The sequence below is a fragment of the Pseudomonas sp. C321 genome (assembly GCF_055407105.1).
In genome coordinates this window covers 182933-201194 of sequence record NZ_JBUZRB010000006.1, presented here as the reverse complement: position 1 = coordinate 201194, position 18262 = coordinate 182933, and the positions used below count along the sequence as shown (strand labels likewise).

Below are 18262 nucleotides of genomic sequence, written 5' to 3'. Positions count from 1 at the left end.
TAGGTAATGACTTTACCCCATCTGAAGAGTCTCTAGAATGCCGACCTCATCAAACAAGCCACACACCGAGGATTTACCCATGAACGTCGCCTACTACTACTTGGCCGTTGCCATTTGCTCGGAAGTGATCGCTACCGTTTCCATGAAAGCCATCAAGGGCTTCAGCACCCCGATCCCGCTGCTGCTGGTCATTGTCGGCTACAGCGTGGCGTTCTGGATGCTGACGCTTGTCGTGCGCACCGTGCCGGTGGGCGTGGCCTATGCGGTGTGGGCCGGGATGGGCATTGTCATGGTCAGCATCGCCGCGCTGTTTATCTACGGGCAGAAACTCGACATTCCGGCGATGCTGGGGATGGCGCTAATTGTATTGGGGGTGGTGGTGATTCAATTGTTTTCGAAAACGGCGGGGCACTGATCGTTCACTTGAGGCTCAAGTGGGTTCGAAGTTCGCAGCCTCGTTTCACTCAACAGCTCCTGCGACAGGTCTGTCATTAGAGTGCGTGTTGCATTGATCCCGGGCAAAGATCCATTTCATGAGCCTGTATACTGAGCCTCTAGTCTTGAACACTGAGGTTGCCCCATGCCATCCGTTATTTCCACCGACGTTCTGATTGTCGGCGCCGGAGTTGCCGGCCTCTGGCTCAATGCGCGCCTGCGCAGCCAGGGCTTTTCCACAGTACTGGTGGAAAATGCCACCCTCGGCGGCGGGCAAAGCGTAAAGTCCCAGGGGATTATTCATGGCGGGGCCAAGTACGCCTTGCACGGTGTCCTGACCGGAGCCTCCGAAGCCATCGCCGACATGCCCCGCCGCTGGGGCGAAGCCCTCGCAGGGAATGGCGAGCTGGACCTGTCCGGCGTGCGCCTGCTGTCCCAGGCCCACTATCTATGGTCTCCCGGCACCCTGGCCGGCAATCTCACCAGTTTCTTCGCCAGCAAGGCAGTGCGTGGCCGCGTCAATCAGGTCAAGGGCGACGACCTGCCGCCGGCACTGCAAGACCGCCGCTTCAAGGGCAAGGTCTATCGCCTGGCCGAGTTGGTGGTGGATGTGCCGAGCCTGATCGAACGCCTGGCGCAATTGGCCGGCGACGGCTTGCTCGCCGGGCAGCAGATCGAACCACTGCTGGAAAATGACGCATTGGTTGGTTTGAAGGTCGATGGCCGCGAAATCCGCGCCCAGCGCATCGTCCTCAGTGCTGGCGCCGGCACCGCCGATTTACTGAGCGCACTGGGACTGAGCCAGCCGGCCATGCAATGCCGCCCGCTGCACATGATCATCGCCAAGGGCCCCGGCCTTAAGCCGCTGTACGCCCACTGCCTGGGCGCCGGCACCAAGCCACGCGTCACCGTGACCACTCACCCGGCGGCCGATGGCAATTGGGTCTGGTACATAGGCGGTGATATTGCCGAGGCCGAAGGCGTGGCTCGCACGCCCGCCGAACAGATTGCCACTGCGCAAAAAGATCTGGCCCATCTGTTGCCCTGGATCGACATGAGCCAGACACAATGGGCCACCTTGCGCGTGGACCGCGCCGAACCCTTGCAATCGGGTCTGACCCGGCCGGACAGCGCCTTCCTTGCCGAGCAGGATCGACTGCTGGTGGGCTGGCCGACCAAGCTGGCCCTGGCGCCAGACTTCGCCGATCGGGTGATCGAGGCACTGGACCGTGACGGCATCAAGCCCGGCCCAGCGCAAACACTGCCCGACCTGCCGAAACCGACCATCGCCCAACCCGCCTGGGAGCAACTGTTGCCATGACCCTGCCGACCCTGCATGACCTTCACCGCCCGCTGGGCAGCACTGGCCTGCTGGTGTCGCCGCTGGGTCTGGGTACCGTCAAGCTGGGCCGTGACCAAGGCGTGAAATACCCCAACGGCTTTCAAATTCCGAACGACGACGAGGCGCGAATGCTGCTGCGCCAGGCGCGGGAACTGGGCATTAACCTGATCGACACCGCGCCCGCCTACGGGCGCAGCGAAGAGCGCCTGGGGCCGCTGTTACGCGGCCAGCGCCAGGAGTGGGTGATTGTCAGCAAGGTCGGTGAAGAGTTCACCGATGGCGCGTCCAGCCATGACTTCAGCGCCGACCACACCCGCCTTTCCGTGGAACGTAGCCTGCAACGATTGGAAACGGATTTTATCGATCTGGTACTGGTGCATTCCGACGGCAATGACCTGCACATCCTCAACGACTGTGAGGTCTACCAGACCCTGGCGGACCTCAAACGCGAGGGCAAGATTCGCGGTTTCGGCTTCTCCGGCAAGACCGTCGAAGGCGGCGTGAAGGCTCTGGAACAGGGCGATTGCGCCATGGTCACCTACAACCTGAACGAACAGGGCGAAAAAGCCGTGATCGATTATGCCGCCGCCCACGGTAAAGGCATCCTGGTAAAAAAGGCCCTGGCCAGTGGTCACGCCTGCCTTGAATCGGGAATGGATCCAATTCACGCCAGTTTCATCTTGTTGTTTGCGCAAACCGGCGTGGCCAGTGCTATTGTCGGAACTATCAATCCGCTGCACCTCGCCCATAACGTGGCGACCGCTGCCAAGGTCATTCGCCAACTCTGATGCCGCCGACGCGGCCGACCCCGACGCAAGAAGGAGCCGACATGTCGCGAACGCTCATAAGAAAAAACCCCAGCAACTTTAAAACACTGCCACTGTTCGTCGAAGCCACCCCCGAAGGCCTGAGCTACCAGAGCGTGGGCATGCCGCTCAACTTCGCCCAGACCCTGCAGCGACGCAAGCCGGTGGACGTAGCGGACGCCGAGCGCTTCTCCCTGGAGCTGGCCAACCTTGGCGTGTCGGTACGCCTGACGCTGCATTGGCAGAATCGCGATTACTGGGTGCTGGTGCGCCAGCGTCGGCAGGATCGCGGCGACGTGGTGCTCAAGCTGATCTCCGGCTATGTCCCGGCCCACGAACTGAACCTGCCGCTGCACACCGCCATCCAGGAAATCGCCGAAGAATGCCTGCTGGAAACCCCGGAAGGCTGGCTCGGCGGCCGCTTCAACGACACCTGGCTGCCGGCGCCCTACTCATCCGCCCTGCATTACCGCGAAGCGCTGCCGTTTCGCCTCTCGCCCTTGTCCGGCGCCGCCCGCCCAGTGCGCTGCGCCAATATGCAGCTGATCGAACGCCCACGGGCCTATGTGCATCTGCCCACGGCGTCGCTGCAATTGATTTATGACCTGCGCCTGGAAGTGCCGAAAGAGGCCAAGTCCCTGAGCCTGTTTCATGTTGATGAGCGCCTGGAAGGTGATCAACTGGTGGCCCGCCTGGACCGCCAACGCCCCGACCTGTACCTGATGCCGCTCAAGGATGGCCAGCCCTGCGCCGAGCTGTATACCTTGAAAAAGGATCAGCTGTACCCAGCCAGTACGCGGGGTTTGTACCTGGCAGAGAGCTTCGCCCAGCAGGAAGGTTGGCTGGTGCGCGAGGAACGAATCAGGTGGAAGGATTGGCTCAGGCAGCAGGGGCTGAGTGCGCCGGAGAAAGAGTCGAAGCTGAAACAGCTGACTGGCAGGGCACGGCAGATTTTGCGCAAGATCGTGCCGAAAAAGGCAAACCGGTAACAGAACTACCGAGGTGATGCTATCGCAGCATAGGTATCTACACATCTTGAAGGCAGGAACCGCCGCAGTTATCGAGCCCCAGCGAGGCTCGACAGTTTGCTACGAAAATAGCGGGGCGGCACGATGCTGCGATACCCATGGCTATCGCAGCCAAACCCCACACTAAATCCGCATCAGTTATTTCGGATCTTCTCGACAATCGCCGTGGTCGAACTGTTTGCCACCAGCCCCAACACTTTGACCTTGCCGCCATAGGCGCTGACGATATCGGCACCGACCACCTGGTCGACCGAGTAATCGCCGCCCTTGACCAGCACGTCCGGCTTGACCTGGGCCAGCAGGTTCTCCGGGGTGCCCTCGGCAAAGCTGATCACCCAGTCCACCGCTCCCAAACCGGCCAGAACCGCCATGCGCCGGTCGACGCTGTTGATCGGCCGACCCGGCCCTTTCAGGCGGCTGACTGATGCATCATCGTTGACCGCAACGATCAAACGATCGCCCTGGGCTCGCGCCTGCTCAAGATAGGTCACATGACCGGCGTGCAGGATGTCAAAACAACCATTGGTGAAGACGATGCTCTCGTTATGGGCTCGGGCGTCGTCAATGGCCAGCAGCAATTGCTCAAGGCTCAACACGCCCCGCTCCGAACCTTCCTCACGCTGGATCGCCCGGCGCAGTTCCGGGGCGCTGATGGCCGCGGTACCCAGCTTGCCGACCACGATGCCGGCGGCCAGGTTGGCGAGGGCCACTGCATGGGGCAATTCTTCGCCAGCCGCGATAGCCGCGGCCAAGGTGGAAATCACCGTATCTCCGGCACCGGTGACGTCGAATACTTCACGGGCCCGTGCCGGCAAGTGCATGGCCGGATGGCCGGGGCGCAATAAGGTCATGCCGTGTTCGCCACGGGTCACCAACAAGGCGCCCAGGTCGAGGTCGGCCATGAGGCTTGCGCCCTTGGTCACCAACTCGTGCTCATCGGCGCAACCGCCGACGATGGTTTCAAACTCGCTGAGGTTCGGCGTGATCAGGCTGGCGCCTCGATAAATCGAGAAGTCCTTGCCCTTGGGATCGGCCAGCACCGGGATGCCACGGGCCTTGGCGGCCTGGATTAGCATCTGGTGGTTCTTCAGCGCGCCTTTGCCGTAGTCGGACAGCACCAATACCTTGATGCCTTCCAGCAACTCGTCGACCTGCTCACTGAGGGCCAGGGCGTCGGTGGCGAAGGGTTCTTCGAAATCGATACGCAGCAATTGCTGGTGACGGCTCATGACCCGCAGCTTGACGATGGTCGGCTGATGGGCAATGCGCTGGAACAGCGCACGCACGCCAGCACCGCGCAGGCTGTTGGCCAGGCTGTCGGCGGCTTCGTCGTCGCCGGTCACACCCACGAGGGAGGCCGGGGCGCCGAGTGCAGCAATGTTGAGGGCGACGTTGGCAGCGCCACCTGGGCGGTCTTCGATTTGCTCGACCTTGACTACCGGTACCGGTGCCTCAGGGGAAATCCGTGAGGTACCGCCATGCCAGTAACGGTCGAGCATGACATCGCCGACCACCAAGACAGGGGCTTGATCGAATCGCGGCATGGACAACTTCATGGAGCAACCCACATACAAAATGAACAGGGGCGCGATATTAGCACAGGGTTGTCAAAGGCTTGTGGGGGTCTGCACAGAAGATGTTGCTGATGGAAATGGGCTTGGCCTGGCCCTCACAGGGCCAGGCGCAACCACTGGTTCAGGTGATATTCGCCGAAACCGGCGCATCCAGGCCCATGGCATGCAGGCGGGCGTAGTAGCCGTTCTGGGCCAATAGTTCGCCATGGGTGCCGCGCTCGACGATCCGGCCATCATCCATCACCAGGATCAGGTCGGCTTTTTCGATGGTCGACAGGCGGTGAGCAATCACCAGGGTCGTACGGCCCTGCATGACCTTGTCCAGCGCAGCCTGGATATGCCGCTCGGACTCGGTGTCCAGCGCCGAAGTGGCCTCGTCGAGAATCAGCAACGGCGCGTTCTTGAGCAATGCCCGGGCAATCGCCAGACGCTGGCGTTGGCCGCCGGACAGCAGCACACCGTTTTCGCCGATATGGGTATCGAAGCCCTTAGGCAACTGATCGATGAAGTCTTTGGCATTGGCATCGGCCGCGGCAGCTTCAACCGCTTCCTGTGGCGCCCCGGCCAGATCACCGTAGGCAATGTTGTTGGTCACAGTGTCGCTGAACAGGGTCACGTGCTGGGTCACCTGAGCGATATGCCGGCGCAGGTTGAGCAGGCGATAATCCTCGATATCTACACCGTCCAGCAGGATCTCGCCACTTTCATGGTGGTAGAAGCGCGGGATCAGGCTGGCCAGGGTCGACTTGCCGCTGCCCGAACGCCCCACTAGCGCGACCATCTGCCCAGGCTCCGCAGTAAACGTGATGTCCTTGAGGACATGACGGTCGGTGCCCGGATACGTGAAGTTCAGGTTGCGCACTTCCAGGCGACCGCTGACCGCCTCGCGCTCAATAGTGCCGCGATCGATTTCAGCGTCTTCGTCCAGCTGTTCGAAGATACTCTCGGCACCCGCCACGCCTTTCTGGATGGTCGAACTGACTTCCGACAGTTGGCGAATCGGCTTGGGCAACAGGCCGGCCAACGTAATATAGGCAACCATGTCACCGGCTGAGGCATCACCACGAAGATAAAGGACCAGGAACATCAGCACGGCCATGGCGGTGTAGATCACCAGTTGCAGTGCCGGGGTGTAGATCGCGCCGGTACGGGTCATGCGCAATTGCTTGTTGGTGTTGCTCAGGCTGGCCGTCTGGAAGCGCTTCTGCTCGTAGACTTCACCGCCGAAGCTGCGCACCACACGGTAGCCCTGGATGGTTTCCGAGGCCACGTGGGTGACGTCACCCATCGCCACCTGAATCTTCTTGCTCTGCTTGCGAAATTTCTTGCTCGCTGTGCTGACCATCACCGCAATCAGCGGCAGGATGGCGATCATCACCAGCGTCAGGCGCCAGTTCATATAAAGCAGCGAGGCGAACAGGAAGATCACCGTCATGCCTTCGCGAATCACCACCTTGATAGCATCGGTAGCAGCGCCCGTGACCATCGTCACGTTGAAGGTGATGCGCGAAATCAGATGCCCGGAGTTGTGATTGTCGAAATAACGGTTGGGCAAGGTCAGCAGGTTGTTGAACAACTGCACCCGCAGGTCGTGAACCAGCCCCAGGGAAACCTTGGCCAGAAAATAGTTACCCAGGAACGAGCCAAGGCCCTGCCAGGCGGCGATCAGGATGATCAGCAGCGGCACCGCCTGCAGCAGTTGCAGGTCACGCAGGAAGGGTACACTGGGAAACAGCACCGCTTCGGGGTTGGACAGGCCGTCGACAAAGTACTTGAGGATGTACCCCAGCATGGGCTGGGTCGAGGCAAAAATCAGAAAGCCGACGATACTCAGCGCGAACAAGCCGGCATAGGGCTTAACGTAACTGAGCAGGCGGAAGTATATTTTCAAGCTCGAAGGGCTTGCGCTCGGACTAGAGTCGGTCATATCACGCGGCGGTTTTGAAAAAGGAGGCTGACTTTAGCACAGCTTCTCTGTTGTACTTGCACCCGGCATTAGCCCAGACCCGGCTCGCCCCGGCACGCGACATTATTTAGCCACTACTTTAAGATGGTCGGCTTTCTCTTATTCTGGAATGGCTTTTCTGTATGCACTCCAAACGTCTCACCTATGGTTCAAATCGCGTATTTGACTTCCTGTGCCTATGGATCTTGCCTATTGGCTTACTGCTCCTCTTGAGCGCCCTGTTCTTCGTCACCAATCGAAATATCTTACACAAATTCTATTACGGCCTGTTCAGCGCGCCAACACTGCTGCTGCTGTGCGTGCGCCCGAGCGAACTCAAGCAGTTTTTCAGGGAACCCCTGGCGATTGCCTTCGCGATGTTCTCAGCCTGGGCATTGATCAGCTTGCTCTGGAGCCCGGAACATCATCCCGACACCGATCTGTTCAAACGCCCTCTGCATACCTTCATGCTGTTTGCCGGCTGCGGCCTGCTGCTGCACTACCGCAATGAACTGTTCAAACCGATCTTCTTCAGTGCCGCGGTGATTGCACTGGTGGTCAGCGCCCTCAACCTGGTGGCATTCGTTAAAGGCTTTGAGCCTGGGATGCGGATGATCGGCGGCATGGGCGCCCTGGACAATCCACTGCTCAGCTCTCATCTCTTCGGTTTTTTCAGCGTCTACTGGCTGTTCGTTTGCGCCACCAGCAAGCGCCTGCAAGTGCTTTGGTTCGCAGCGCCGGCGCTGGCGATCATGGTTGCCGCAGTCCTGGCCACGGGTTCCAGAACACCACTGGTAGCGTTGGTGCTGTCGGTGCTCTGGCTCAGCTTTACCGCCCGCAACCGGCGCTCGGCACTAATGATTACCGGATTGGTACTGGCCGCAGCAGCCATTTTGCTGTTCTTCCCCGAACTGATTACCCAGCGCGGCTCCTCCTTCCGTTTCGAGTTATGGGGCATGTCGCTGCAACGGATCGCCGAGCACCCATGGATCGGCCACAGCTACGATTCGGAGCTGTACCTGACGCTCGCCGATGGTTATCAACTGCGCGAGCCTCACAACTTTGCCCTCGGCGTGCTCTATTACGTCGGCATCATCGGCTTTATTCCGTGGGTCTTCATGCTCGGCTGGGGCTTGTATAAAGGCCTCAAGGAACGCGCCCAGCCGCTGTTCATCCTCGCCTCAACACTGTTGGTCTATGGCATCGGTGCGGGCCTGACCGAAGGGGGCGGCATCCTCTCGCGGCCTAAGGAACATTGGTTCCTGCTGTGGGTTCCCCTCGCGCTGATCGCTGGCCTGAGCATCGCCCAGCGCCGCCGCAGCCTGCTGAGCATGCCAGTACACACCCTCAAGCCCCAGGCTTTCGATCAACTGTGCAGCAATGCCCACGTGATTGAAGCCGACGGCCTTGGCCCCAAAGTCCTGCGCCTGGTAGACGGCAGCTTCCTCAAGGTTTTCCGGCCCCGCCGCTGGTACACCTCCGGCAGCTTCAATCCGTACTCCGAACGTTTTGCCAGCAACAGTGAGCAACTGCGGATGCTGGGTATTCCGACCCCCGAGATCCTCAATCTGTATCGCTTGCGTGATGGCAGCAGCGCTGTCACTTACCAGCCGCTGCCCGGCCTGACACTGCGTCAGGCCCTGCAAAGCCTGGACAGCAGCCTGCGCGAATCGCTGATCGAGCGCTTTGGCCGATTCATGGCCCAACTGCACGAGCGCGGCGTGTACTTCCGCTCCCTGCACCTGGGCAACGTGCTATTGATGGACGACGGTGAGTTCGGCCTGATTGACCTGGCAGACATGCGCATCCTGCCGTCCTCCCTGAGCAATACCCTCAGGCAGCGCAACCTGCGGCATATGCAACGCTATCCACAGGATCGCAACTGGTTGTTCGAGGTGCATTTCGAACAGTTGGCCAAAGGCTATTCGTCAGTTGCAAGCCCCGCCGCCACGGCAAAAATCCGCGAGCAAGTGCTGAGCCTCTCACAACCAGCCGCATAAAAAAGGCGACTATCACTCACTGATAGTCGCCTTCTTCAACAGCCTTCTTGCCTGGCCACTCAGCTCCTGAGTGGCGCCAGGTACAGCCGCACCAACCCACGTAAAGTCTTGCGCCCCCAGAACTTCAACGGGATCTGCTTGAGGACCTCCCGCGCCAGCGGACGGTCGCGGTCGGCGGTCTTGAGGAACATTGAATTCAGGAAGTTGTAACGCACCTGGTCGTAGGCGGGATGATCGCTGAACAAACCGTAGGTCTTGAGGATGTTCTGGATCATGTACCGATGGTTTTTGTACGTATTGGTGGCGTGCTGGCGATAGCGCGCCATCACCACGCTCAGCACGTCGATGGTGTAGCCGGCGTGGGTGATCTTCAGTTCGATCAGCAGGTCTTCCAGCGGGATCAGTGGATCAAAGCCTCCCACCTGCTCCAGCGCTTCACGGCGAATCATCAAGGTCGGTGCAGGCGGGAACGGTTTGCGGTCCAGGAACAGGTCATCAAAATCCAGGCTGCGAAACGGCAAGTCGCGGCGCTGCTTCTTTTCCGGGTACGGCTTGCCGTCACCATCGATCAATTCAATATTGCCGGCGCAGATCCCGACCTTCGGCTTGCCCTCCATGTAGGCAACCTGGGTCGCGATGCGCTCTGGCAGCATGATGTCATCGGAACCGAAAGGCGCAACAAGGCTGCCCTTGGCACGGGCGATGGCGCCGTTGAGGGTGTTGGTCAGGCCCTGGTTCTGCTGTACCTGAAAATCAAAACCGTGCTCGGTCTGCAGACGCTGGATCAGCTCGACGCTGTCATCCTTGGAGCCGTCGTCGACCACCAGCAACTCGATGTTCGGATACGTTTGGCCGAGCACGCTGAGGATGCTCTGTTCGATATACGCAGCGTGGTTGTAGGACGCGATGATCACCGTGACCAGTGGTTGTTGCTGACTCATGCTTTACCTACTTCTCGCAGACCGGTTTCGATCAGGTCCAGATATTTGTGCTGGAACTCGGCCAGGGTGTGGTTTGCTTCCAGGTAGCGGAACACTTGCTCGCCCTTGGCCCGCAACTGTTCGTCGCTCATGGCCAGGTAAGTGTCCAGCGCCGCCGCCAACTGCTCGACATTGCCCGGTTCATGGGACAGGCCACCAGCACCTTCCACCAGCGGCAACATGGCCGGACCGTTGGAAGCAATGATCGGCAAGTGCCCGCTCATGCCTTCCAGCAGTGCCAGGCCCAGGCCTTCAAACAGCGACGGCATGGTCCAGATGTCAAAGCCTCGCACATACTTCATGCCATCTTCACGAAAGCCCAGCAGGTGCGCGCGCCCCGTCAGGCCGAGGCGTTCGATGTCGGCACGCAGATCCGCTTCGGCGCGGCCGGAACCGATGATGCCCACCTGAGCCTCAGGATATTTGTCCTTGAGAGAGGCAAAGGCTTGCAGCAAATGGGTGTGGCCCTTGATCGGCACCAAGCGGCCCAAGGCGCCAATCATCCGCGCATCCAGCGGCAAGCCCAGGGCTTTGCGCGCCTCATCGCGAGGCAACTGCAAGGCTTCGGCCTGGGGGATGTCGATGGCATTGGTGACAAAGGTGGTGTTTTCACGGGTGAACCCACAGTTGAGGTCCACCAGGTAATCCCTGACCGCTGCCGACACGCCGACAAACCGCCAGGCCGGGCTGACCCAACTCTGGGTCTGGCGCCGACGGTAGCCACGGGCGTATTCGCCAAAACCGTGGGAGATGCCGATGCACAGCGGGATCTTCAACCAGCGGTTGAGGGACAGCATCATGTTCACCGACTTGAAACGGTTACAGATGACCACGTCGAATTTTTGTTCGCGGCAATACTTGTAGATCTGCCACATGGCGCCGAAACGGATGCCCTTGAGCGATTTTTCCGGCAGCTCAAAGTAGTGGGAGTGCTCGGCCACGCTCAGAGGCTGGCCGGGCAACGGACGACCACTGAGGTACCCCGATGTCACCTCGAAACGTTCAACCGGCAACGATTTGACGATCTGCTCACCGAGGTCGGCGAAGTCATTGGTCTTGACGTTGTAGTCCGGCTGTAACTGCAAAACCTTGTAACGAGGCTTCATAACTCTCCATGCTGCAATCGGGCTGCGGGCACGCGGCCCGACGAAAAAGGGTTTGGCAAGCGGCTCTCCACTTGCCCTCAATAAGGTCTCAGTCCTGCTTCAGGACCCACAGCAATTCATGGCGACGCACGGCCTTGCGGAAGAACTCATTCTCTCCGTAAGGCGATGGACCGCGGCCCGCCAGCATTTGCTGCAATAGGCGACGCAATCGGCGCTTGAACGGCGCACGCGGTTGCAGGTCGTGCATCATGCCCAGGGCCATGGCCTTGTCCTGCTGCTGGCTCAAAGTAAGCTGCAAGCTACAAGGTACAAGCTCAAGCGCTGAATCAAAACGCGGCGGCAGGGCCACGCCGGCACCGGAGTCGCCCATTGGCCAGCGGTCGTTATCATGCAGGTGATTGGCGTAGCCGAGCAACGTCGTGGGCTGCCAGGCCAGGCCCTGCAAGGCTTCAAGGATCGCCGCGTGAGCGCAGATATGATCCGGGTGCGGATCCAGCAGCGGCGTCGGCAACACAATCACCTCCGGGCGAGCCTTGAGCAGCAGCGCCCGCAAGTCGGCGATCAGGTTGTTCCAGGTCGGAGCGCCATCCACATCGCCAGGCAACGCCAGGGAATTGAATTGGCGGAACAACCGCGTATCGTCCAATTGCGCTTCGCGGGAGTCTTGGGGTTGGTCCGGCGCGGCCTGCATGGCCGACAGTTGCATACAGAAGTACCCCAACTGCACGCAGTGCGCCTCGGGAACACCCGCCCAACGGGGCACAGTGACGCTGTCCCAGGCGCGCAAGCGGCCCTTGATACGCGCAGCGTCTGCCTTGGGCAGGCCCATCTGTTGATAGTGCTGGGCCTCAATCTCGCCGGCAGTGAGGGTGACAACCCAGCTTTCATCAGCCTGGCTGTACAGGCTGAATGCGGCCAACTCGGCATCGTCGGCGTGGGGCGCGATGACCATCACCCGCTGGCGACGGTAGTCCGGCTGGCGGAACAGCCACAGCGTCGGCTGTCCCTTGAGGCGACAGAAGCGCCCGCGCAAGCGCAAAGTTCCGCTCGCCAGCGCCTCTGCCGAACCCGTGAGGTTGAGGTAACGCACACCGGCCACGCCACGCTCGAAGACTTGCCGGTCAGGCGTTTGCGCACCGAGCAACTCCACCGCAGGATCGAAAAACCGTCCAAGCCAATGGCTTTTGAGCTGTACGCCCAGGATCAGGGTTTCATCGCCCGCCAACTCGACTGGAGAATCCAACACCAGCCGCCCCGCATCCAGGCGCACGCCCGGCTGCTCGCTATCGGCCGCAAAGGCGTATTGATAGTCATCGCTGGGCGAGTAGAAAAGATGATCGGCAAACCAGGCTTCATGGGCCGCCCACACCACCACCGCCAGAATCAGCGGCAGCCACCAGGCCACCAGCACGCCTGCGGCTATCAGCACCAGCAAGCCGATCAACAGCGCAATGCGCTTGTTGCGTCGGTGGCGCTTGAGCAGTTGTTGCTTGCGACTCATACGCTGAACACCGGCACCGGGTTACACCAGCGCTCCTTGTATTCGCGGTCGGCGCGGCCGAAGGAGAAACGCAGCGGCTTGTCACTGGCCCGCGCCTGCTCCCAGGCGCTTTGGGTGTTGAGGAAGCTCAGCACGCTACCAGGGCTGAATGCCTTGGTTTCGGGATCAACACCGCCATTGACGTATTCGGCGCTGATCCACTCCGGGGCCTGCACCTGATACACCAACTGCACGGCAATCGGCGCGTCGTTGAGAAACAGCACCGAGCCGAAGAGGAATTCCTTGAGCAGTTCCAGCACCTCGGCCAGGCGCTCGGCACCGGCCGCCGGGAAACCCCAGCGACGCTGGAACAGATCGCAATAGATCGCCGCCAGCTCAGCGCTGGAAAACTCGCTGACCGCCCGCACCACGCCGCCCGCCTCTTCCAGCAAGCGCAGTTCGCGGCGCTGGTTGTAGCGAAATTTCTTCGACAGGTCTTCAGGGGTACGCGCCATGGCCAACTGCTCGGCCTGGGGCTTGAGGGTGCTGACGCGCCCGTCGTTCAGGGCCGATAGGTAGCGGGCGCGATGGCGCAACGGCAATTGCGCATCAGCGGCAATCGGCAGAATGATCTCGGCGTTGCCCAGGTCGAACAGGCCTTTTTTGCCTTTGCGCTTGAGCACGTCCTTGGACAGGGCCAGGTCGCGTCCCCAGGTGGCAATCGCCCCCTTGAGTTCACCGTCCTGCTCCCAGCCCAGGTAACGCACCGGAATCTGCGCCAGGTTCGCCAGCCGCTCGACGACCTGCGGATGAGTCGCCACGCTGCCGCCGAAACGCTGCCAGGCCTGGGCGTAAACCTCGGCCTCGACAGGCGTCCAGCCACGTTCACGCCAGCCCTGGAAGCGGTTCAGCATTTAAACCACAGCGTCATAAGGGTCCACGCCGTCCTTGACCACAAGGATGTCTTCCATGATCAGGTACTCAAGGTCGGAACCGAAGAACATGTTCAGCGCATCGGTGGGCGAGCAAATCATCGCTTCACCACGACGGTTGAGCGAGGTGTTCAGGGACACGCCGTTGCCGGTCAACACTTCAAGCTCTTTCATCATGTCGTAGTAACGCGGATTGTATTCGCGCTTGAGTACCTGGGCGCGGGAGGTGCCATCTTCATGGACCACTTCCGGCACGCGGATTTTCCACTCATCCGACACTTCAAAGGTGAAGGTCATGAACGGCGCCGGGTGATCGACCTTGATCATCTGTGGGGCGACGGTGTCGAGCATCGACGGGCAGAAAGGCCTCCAACGCTCGCGGAACTTGATCTGGTGGTTGATCCGGTCAGCCACGCCGGTGGCGCTTGGGCAACCGATGATCGAACGACCGCCGAGGGCACGCGGACCAAACTCCATGCGGCCCTGGAACCAGGCCACCGGGTTGCCATCGACCATGATTTTGGCGATACGTTTCGGGGTGTTTTCGATCTGGCGCCACTTAGGCTTGCTCGGGTGCTTGGCGCAGGCGGCGATCACGTCTTCGTTGCTATAGGACGGGCCGAGAAAGACGTGTTCCATCTTCTCCACCGGTACACCACGGGCGTTGGACACATAGGCGGCCGCACCGACGGCGGTGCCGGCATCGCCGGACGCCGGCTGCACGAACAGCTCCTTGACGTCATCGCGGGCAATGATCTTCTGGTTCAACTTGACGTTCAGCGCACAGCCGCCGGCGTAGGCCAGCTTGCCGGTCTCCTTGAGGATGTCGCCCAGGTAATGGTCGATCATCTGCAAGGACAGTTTCTCGAACAACGCTTGCATGCTGGCGGCGTAATGGATGTAAGGCTCGTCGGCAATATCGCCTTCGCGCTTTGGACCCAGCCACTCGATCAGTTTTGGCGAGAAGTAGAAACCCTTGCCCTTTTCTTTATAGCGGCGCAGGCCGATGACGTTGGCGTAGTCGGTATTGATCACCAGCTCGCCGTTTTCAAAGGAGGCCAGCCGCGAGAAGTCGTATTTGCTGGCATCGCCATACGGCGCCATGCCCATGACCTTGAACTCACCGTCGAGCATCTCGAAACCGAGGAACTCGGTGATTGCACCGTACAGGCCGCCCAGGGAGTCCGGGTCGTAGAATTCCTTGATCTTGTGGATCTTGCCGTTTTCGCCGTAGCCGAAGAACGTAGTGGCGTACTCACCCTTGCCGTCGATCCCGAGGATCGCCGTCTTCTCCTGGAAACCGGAGCAGTGATAGGCGCTGGAGGCGTGAGCCAAGTGGTGTTCGACAGGTTCGATCTTGATTTTCTTCGGATCGAAGCCCAGTTGCTCCAGGCACCAGACGATCTTGTTGCGATAGCGCTTGTAGCGACGGTTGCCCATCAGGATCGCGTCAAGGGCGCGGTCCGGGGCATACCAGTAACGCTTGGCGTAGTGCCAGCGGGCCTCGCCGAACAAGCTGATCGGTGCGAAAGGGATCGCCACCACATCAACATCGCTAGGCTTGATGCCAGCCTGTTCCAGGCAGAACTTCGCCGACTCATAGGGCATGCGGTTCTTTGCATGTTTGTCGCGTACGAAGCGCTCTTCTTCAGCGGCCGCAATCAGCTTGCCGTCGATATACAAGGCTGCGGAAGGATCATGACTAAGGGCGCCGGACAGGCCAAGAATCGTCAATGCCACAGGGGTCTAGCCTCTTTTAGTCTGCATGCAGGCGCGTGCGCCTGAAAAAAGTGTGCCCCTCGCCTAGGCGAGAAACAGCTAAAGGGCGGGATTATAGCGTAAAGACGTGCCGGGATGATCTAGCGTTTATGGCGACCAGTTGTCACTGCGGGACCAGCGGAAGATCTCGACGCAAGCAGGCCTTTTGGCGTACGACTTATGAAGAACTTCTTTAGACATAAGTGGGGAAGGTTAGCCAAAGGATAGACGATTAGACTGCAGCCTGTTCATGAACGACCTGGCCGCCAATAAATACTGATGTTGCCATCGGTACCCTGCCGATAAATCGTATAAGGCAATACAACTGTATCGACAATGCCCGACACCGTTATATCCACCAGTACCAGCGGCACCAGTATTCCGGTGGGATCTGGCGCTGCGTGCAGCGCACAAAAATCAAAGGCCACGCCGCTGTAAACACGAGGAATCGACTGACAATAGGTTTTTACTTTTCTGAGCTCACGTGCCGCGGCGGCGTCTTCGCGCAGCACTGTGTTGACTGTCCCGCATCCGTTCAAGACCAGCGAGGCAGCGATAAGTGCAGCAGTCATTTTTATCATTAAGGTAAGCCCTCCAAATCGTCAGCCACACTAACATCGGCCTTATTAGCTACCCAGACCCTGAGCACCATCACGCCACGTAGGAATATTCCGAAATGGCAAAAGCTGGCTGAATCGTTAAACTCGCGCACTTTTGCGTGCCACGGACCCTGGCTTACTCATGAACACACCCGTCCCCTCCCGCTTTGTCCTGTTGTTGCCTGGCCTGCTGGGCCTGTGCAGCGCCGCCCTGGCAGACGGTGCACCGCTGATCCTCGACCCGAGTGTCGTCACCGGCTCACGCAGCGCCAGCCCCAGCTTCGATCTGCCATATTCGGTGAACAGCATCAGCCGCGAGCAGATCAGCGACGGCCAACTGGGCATCAACGCCTCCGAAGTCCTGTCGCGAGTACCAGGGCTGGTGGTGCAGAACCGCCAGAACTACGCCCAGGACTTGCAGATTTCTTCCCGCGGCTTCGGTGCTCGCTCGGCGTTTGGCGTGCGCGGCATCAAGCTGATTGCCGACGGCATCCCCGCCAGCACCCCGGACGGCCAGGGCCAGGCCGCCACCTTCAACCTCGACACCGCCGAGCGTATCGAGGTACTGCGCGGCCCGGCTGCGACGCTGTATGGCAGCAACGCCGGCGGGGTGATCCAGATGTTCTCCCGTGACGGCGAAGGCCCACCGCGCATCGGTGCCGAAACCCTGTTTGGCAGCGATGGCCTGAACAAGAACCACCTCACCGCCGAAGGCGCGGTAGACGGCGCAGGCTTCGTCCTCGACGCCTCGCGCATGGACACCAACGGCTACCGCGACCACAGCAGCGCCCGCCGCGACCAGACCTTCGCCAAGCTCAACTTCGAGCCCGATGAAGACAGCAAAATGGCGCTGATCTACAGCAGCCTGGAGCAGAACGGCACCCAGGACCCACTGGGGCAAACGTGGGAAGGGTACAAGGCCGACCCGCGTTCGGTGAGCAGTAATGCGCTGCTGTACAACACCCGTAAAAGCATCGATCACCAGCAGTTGGGGATGAATTACGAGCGGTACTTTGGTGGCGCGACCTTGCAGGCCACTGCCTATACCGGGCGGCGGAGTGTGATTCAGTATTTGTCGATTCCCAAAGGTACGCCTGCCAACGAACGCGGCGGCGGCGGTGTGGTGCAATTCGACCGCAAGTTCTACGGCGGCGGCGTGCGCTGGATGCAACCCATCGACAGCGCACCCGGCGAGCTGATGATCATCGCAGGCATAGACTTCGACCAGAGCGAAGACAGCCGCCACGGCTATCAAAACTACAGCGGTACCACCCTGGGCGTGAAAGGCCAACTGCGCCGCGATGAAATCGATACCGCCCGCAGCCTCGACCCTTACATCCAGGCCAACTGGGCCATCGACAACTGGACCCTGCAAGCCGGGCTGCGCCACAGCACCATGGAACTGGACGTCGACGACCAGTTCCTGAGCAACGGCGATTCCAGCGGTAACAAGACCTACCAGAAAAATACGCCATCGATGAGCGTGATGTACGCCTTCACCCCCGACCTGCATGGCTATGTCAGCGCTGGCAAGGGTTTCGAGACGCCCACTCAAGCGGAGTTGGCGTATGCGCCGGGCGATATCGAAGGCTTCAACTTCGGCCTGAAGCCGTCCGAAAGCACTCAATATGAAGTGGGATTGAAGGCGCAGTTGAACAACAGCACGCGAATCAATGCCGCCGTTTTCCAGATCACCACCGAGGATGAACTGGTGGTACAAGCATCCAAGGATGGCCGTACCAGCTACCAGAACGCTGGCCGTACCTTGCGCCGAGGCTTTGAACTGGGCATCGAAAGCCAGCTCAGCGAACAGTGGAGCACCCATATCGCCTATACCCGCCTGCAGGCCACTTACGACAGCGACTTCGTCGGCGGCGCAAAACCGGTGGACAAAGGCAACTACCTGCCCGGCGTGCCACAAACCACACTCTTCGCCGAGTTGAACTGGAAACCCAGGGATTGGGTAAGCACCGCCATCGAGGGCATGTACCGCAGCAAGGTCTACGTCGAAGACACCAACCAGCAACACGCGGCCCCTGGCTACAGCGTGTTCAACTGGCGTGCGCGGTTTGAGCAGAAGGTCGAGCACTGGACCTTTCACCAGACCTTGCGCCTGGATAACTTGCTCGACCGCCAGTATGTCGGATCGGTAATTGTCGGGGATGGCAATGGTCGCTATTACGAAGCGGCGCCAGGAAGGTCGTGGTATGCGGGGGCGGGGGCGGAATACCAGTTCTGATCCAGTCTTTGCGGTGCTCAATCTGGCGTCATCGCGGT

Annotated in this window: 14 protein-coding genes; 6 read left to right on the top strand and 8 right to left on the bottom strand. The window is 60.2% G+C overall.

What is annotated here, in order from left to right; all coding sequences use genetic code 11:
• Positions 1-79: 79 nt before the first annotated feature.
• From ACZRJ6_RS19075 to ACZRJ6_RS19060, 4 genes are all read left to right on the top strand, one after another.
• Entirely contained in the window at positions 80-415 is a 336-nt protein-coding gene (locus ACZRJ6_RS19075) for a DMT family transporter (protein ID WP_463969081.1), read from the top strand.
• 165 nt (positions 416-580) lie between these two features.
• The gene (locus tag ACZRJ6_RS19070) at positions 581-1756 is read left to right on the top strand and encodes an NAD(P)/FAD-dependent oxidoreductase (RefSeq protein ID WP_149411185.1); all 1176 of its coding nucleotides are present in this window, start codon (positions 581-583) and stop codon (positions 1754-1756) included.
• Positions 1753-2565, top strand: a complete 813-nt coding sequence (locus ACZRJ6_RS19065) for an aldo/keto reductase (RefSeq protein ID WP_463969080.1) — start codon at positions 1753-1755, stop codon at positions 2563-2565. Before ACZRJ6_RS19070 ends, ACZRJ6_RS19065 begins: the two co-directional genes overlap by 4 nt.
• A 41-nt stretch (positions 2566-2606) precedes the next feature.
• Entirely contained in the window at positions 2607-3572 is a 966-nt protein-coding gene (locus ACZRJ6_RS19060; protein ID WP_463969079.1) for a metal ABC transporter ATPase, read from the top strand.
• A 173-nt stretch (positions 3573-3745) separates the two neighbouring features.
• Here ACZRJ6_RS19060 and hldE read toward each other — a convergent pair whose 3' ends face one another.
• Both hldE and msbA read right to left on the bottom strand, forming a co-directional pair.
• The gene (gene hldE / locus ACZRJ6_RS19055) at positions 3746-5167 is read right to left on the bottom strand and encodes a bifunctional D-glycero-beta-D-manno-heptose-7-phosphate kinase/D-glycero-beta-D-manno-heptose 1-phosphate adenylyltransferase HldE (protein WP_463969078.1); all 1422 of its coding nucleotides are present in this window, start codon (positions 5165-5167) and stop codon (positions 3746-3748) included.
• Between the two features lie 139 nt (positions 5168-5306).
• Positions 5307-7112 (bottom strand): lipid A export permease/ATP-binding protein MsbA, encoded by a 1806-nt coding sequence (gene msbA, locus ACZRJ6_RS19050; RefSeq protein WP_463969077.1) that lies wholly within the window; start codon positions 7110-7112, stop codon positions 5307-5309.
• 161 nt (positions 7113-7273) lie between these two features.
• Here msbA and ACZRJ6_RS19045 point away from each other — a divergent pair, with 161 nt between their 5' ends.
• Positions 7274-9130: an O-antigen ligase family protein gene (locus tag ACZRJ6_RS19045; RefSeq protein ID WP_463969076.1), complete on the top strand. Its 1857-nt coding sequence runs from the start codon at positions 7274-7276 to the stop codon at positions 9128-9130.
• Between the two features lie 59 nt (positions 9131-9189).
• Here ACZRJ6_RS19045 and ACZRJ6_RS19040 read toward each other — a convergent pair whose 3' ends face one another.
• From ACZRJ6_RS19040 to ACZRJ6_RS19015, 6 genes are all read right to left on the bottom strand, one after another.
• A complete protein-coding gene (locus ACZRJ6_RS19040; protein WP_463969075.1) occupies positions 9190-10071 on the bottom strand; it encodes a glycosyltransferase in 882 nt (293 codons plus the stop codon).
• Positions 10068-11216, bottom strand: a complete 1149-nt coding sequence (locus ACZRJ6_RS19035) for a glycosyltransferase family 4 protein (RefSeq protein ID WP_463969074.1) — start codon at positions 11214-11216, stop codon at positions 10068-10070. Before ACZRJ6_RS19035 ends, ACZRJ6_RS19040 begins: the two co-directional genes overlap by 4 nt.
• 88 nt (positions 11217-11304) lie before the next feature.
• Positions 11305-12717 (bottom strand): PIG-L deacetylase family protein, encoded by a 1413-nt coding sequence (locus tag ACZRJ6_RS19030; RefSeq protein WP_463969073.1) that lies wholly within the window; start codon positions 12715-12717, stop codon positions 11305-11307.
• Positions 12714-13610 (bottom strand): antimicrobial resistance protein Mig-14, encoded by an 897-nt coding sequence (locus ACZRJ6_RS19025; RefSeq protein ID WP_463969072.1) that lies wholly within the window; start codon positions 13608-13610, stop codon positions 12714-12716. The genes ACZRJ6_RS19030 and ACZRJ6_RS19025 overlap by 4 nt, the downstream gene beginning before the upstream one ends.
• Complete coding sequence (locus tag ACZRJ6_RS19020; protein WP_463969071.1) at positions 13611-15368, bottom strand: carbamoyltransferase family protein; 1758 nt, start codon at positions 15366-15368, stop codon at positions 13611-13613.
• Between the two features lie 266 nt (positions 15369-15634).
• Positions 15635-15958 carry a YceK/YidQ family lipoprotein gene (locus tag ACZRJ6_RS19015; protein WP_463969070.1) on the bottom strand — a complete coding sequence of 108 codons (324 nt, stop codon included), beginning with the start codon at positions 15956-15958 and terminating at the stop codon, positions 15635-15637.
• Positions 15959-16127: 169 nt separating this feature from the next.
• Here ACZRJ6_RS19015 and ACZRJ6_RS19010 point away from each other — a divergent pair, with 169 nt between their 5' ends.
• On the top strand, positions 16128-18224 hold the full coding sequence (locus tag ACZRJ6_RS19010; RefSeq protein ID WP_463969069.1) for a TonB-dependent receptor family protein: 2097 nt from the start codon (positions 16128-16130) through the stop codon (positions 18222-18224).
• The last annotated feature ends 38 nt before the right edge of the window (positions 18225-18262 follow it).

Excerpts from the sequence above, each read along its gene's own strand:
- ACZRJ6_RS19015 (WP_463969070.1), bottom strand. The coding sequence starts at position 15,958 with ATGACTGCTGCACTTATCGCTGCCTCGCTGGTCTTGAACGGATGCGGG.
- ACZRJ6_RS19060 (WP_463969079.1), top strand. The coding sequence starts at position 2,607 with ATGTCGCGAACGCTCATAAGAAAAAACCCCAGCAACTTTAAAACACTG.
- ACZRJ6_RS19035 (WP_463969074.1), bottom strand. The coding sequence starts at position 11,216 with ATGAAGCCTCGTTACAAGGTTTTGCAGTTACAGCCGGACTACAACGTC.
- ACZRJ6_RS19065 (WP_463969080.1), top strand. The coding sequence starts at position 1,753 with ATGACCCTGCCGACCCTGCATGACCTTCACCGCCCGCTGGGCAGCACT.
- ACZRJ6_RS19070 (WP_149411185.1), top strand. The coding sequence starts at position 581 with ATGCCATCCGTTATTTCCACCGACGTTCTGATTGTCGGCGCCGGAGTT.
- hldE (WP_463969078.1), bottom strand. The coding sequence starts at position 5,167 with ATGAAGTTGTCCATGCCGCGATTCGATCAAGCCCCTGTCTTGGTGGTC.
- ACZRJ6_RS19030 (WP_463969073.1), bottom strand. The coding sequence starts at position 12,717 with ATGAGTCGCAAGCAACAACTGCTCAAGCGCCACCGACGCAACAAGCGC.
- ACZRJ6_RS19010 (WP_463969069.1), top strand. The coding sequence starts at position 16,128 with ATGAACACACCCGTCCCCTCCCGCTTTGTCCTGTTGTTGCCTGGCCTG.
- ACZRJ6_RS19025 (WP_463969072.1), bottom strand. The coding sequence starts at position 13,610 with ATGCTGAACCGCTTCCAGGGCTGGCGTGAACGTGGCTGGACGCCTGTC.
- ACZRJ6_RS19075 (WP_463969081.1), top strand. The coding sequence starts at position 80 with ATGAACGTCGCCTACTACTACTTGGCCGTTGCCATTTGCTCGGAAGTG.
- ACZRJ6_RS19045 (WP_463969076.1), top strand. The coding sequence starts at position 7,274 with ATGCACTCCAAACGTCTCACCTATGGTTCAAATCGCGTATTTGACTTC.
- msbA (WP_463969077.1), bottom strand. The coding sequence starts at position 7,112 with ATGACCGACTCTAGTCCGAGCGCAAGCCCTTCGAGCTTGAAAATATAC.
- ACZRJ6_RS19040 (WP_463969075.1), bottom strand. The coding sequence starts at position 10,071 with ATGAGTCAGCAACAACCACTGGTCACGGTGATCATCGCGTCCTACAAC.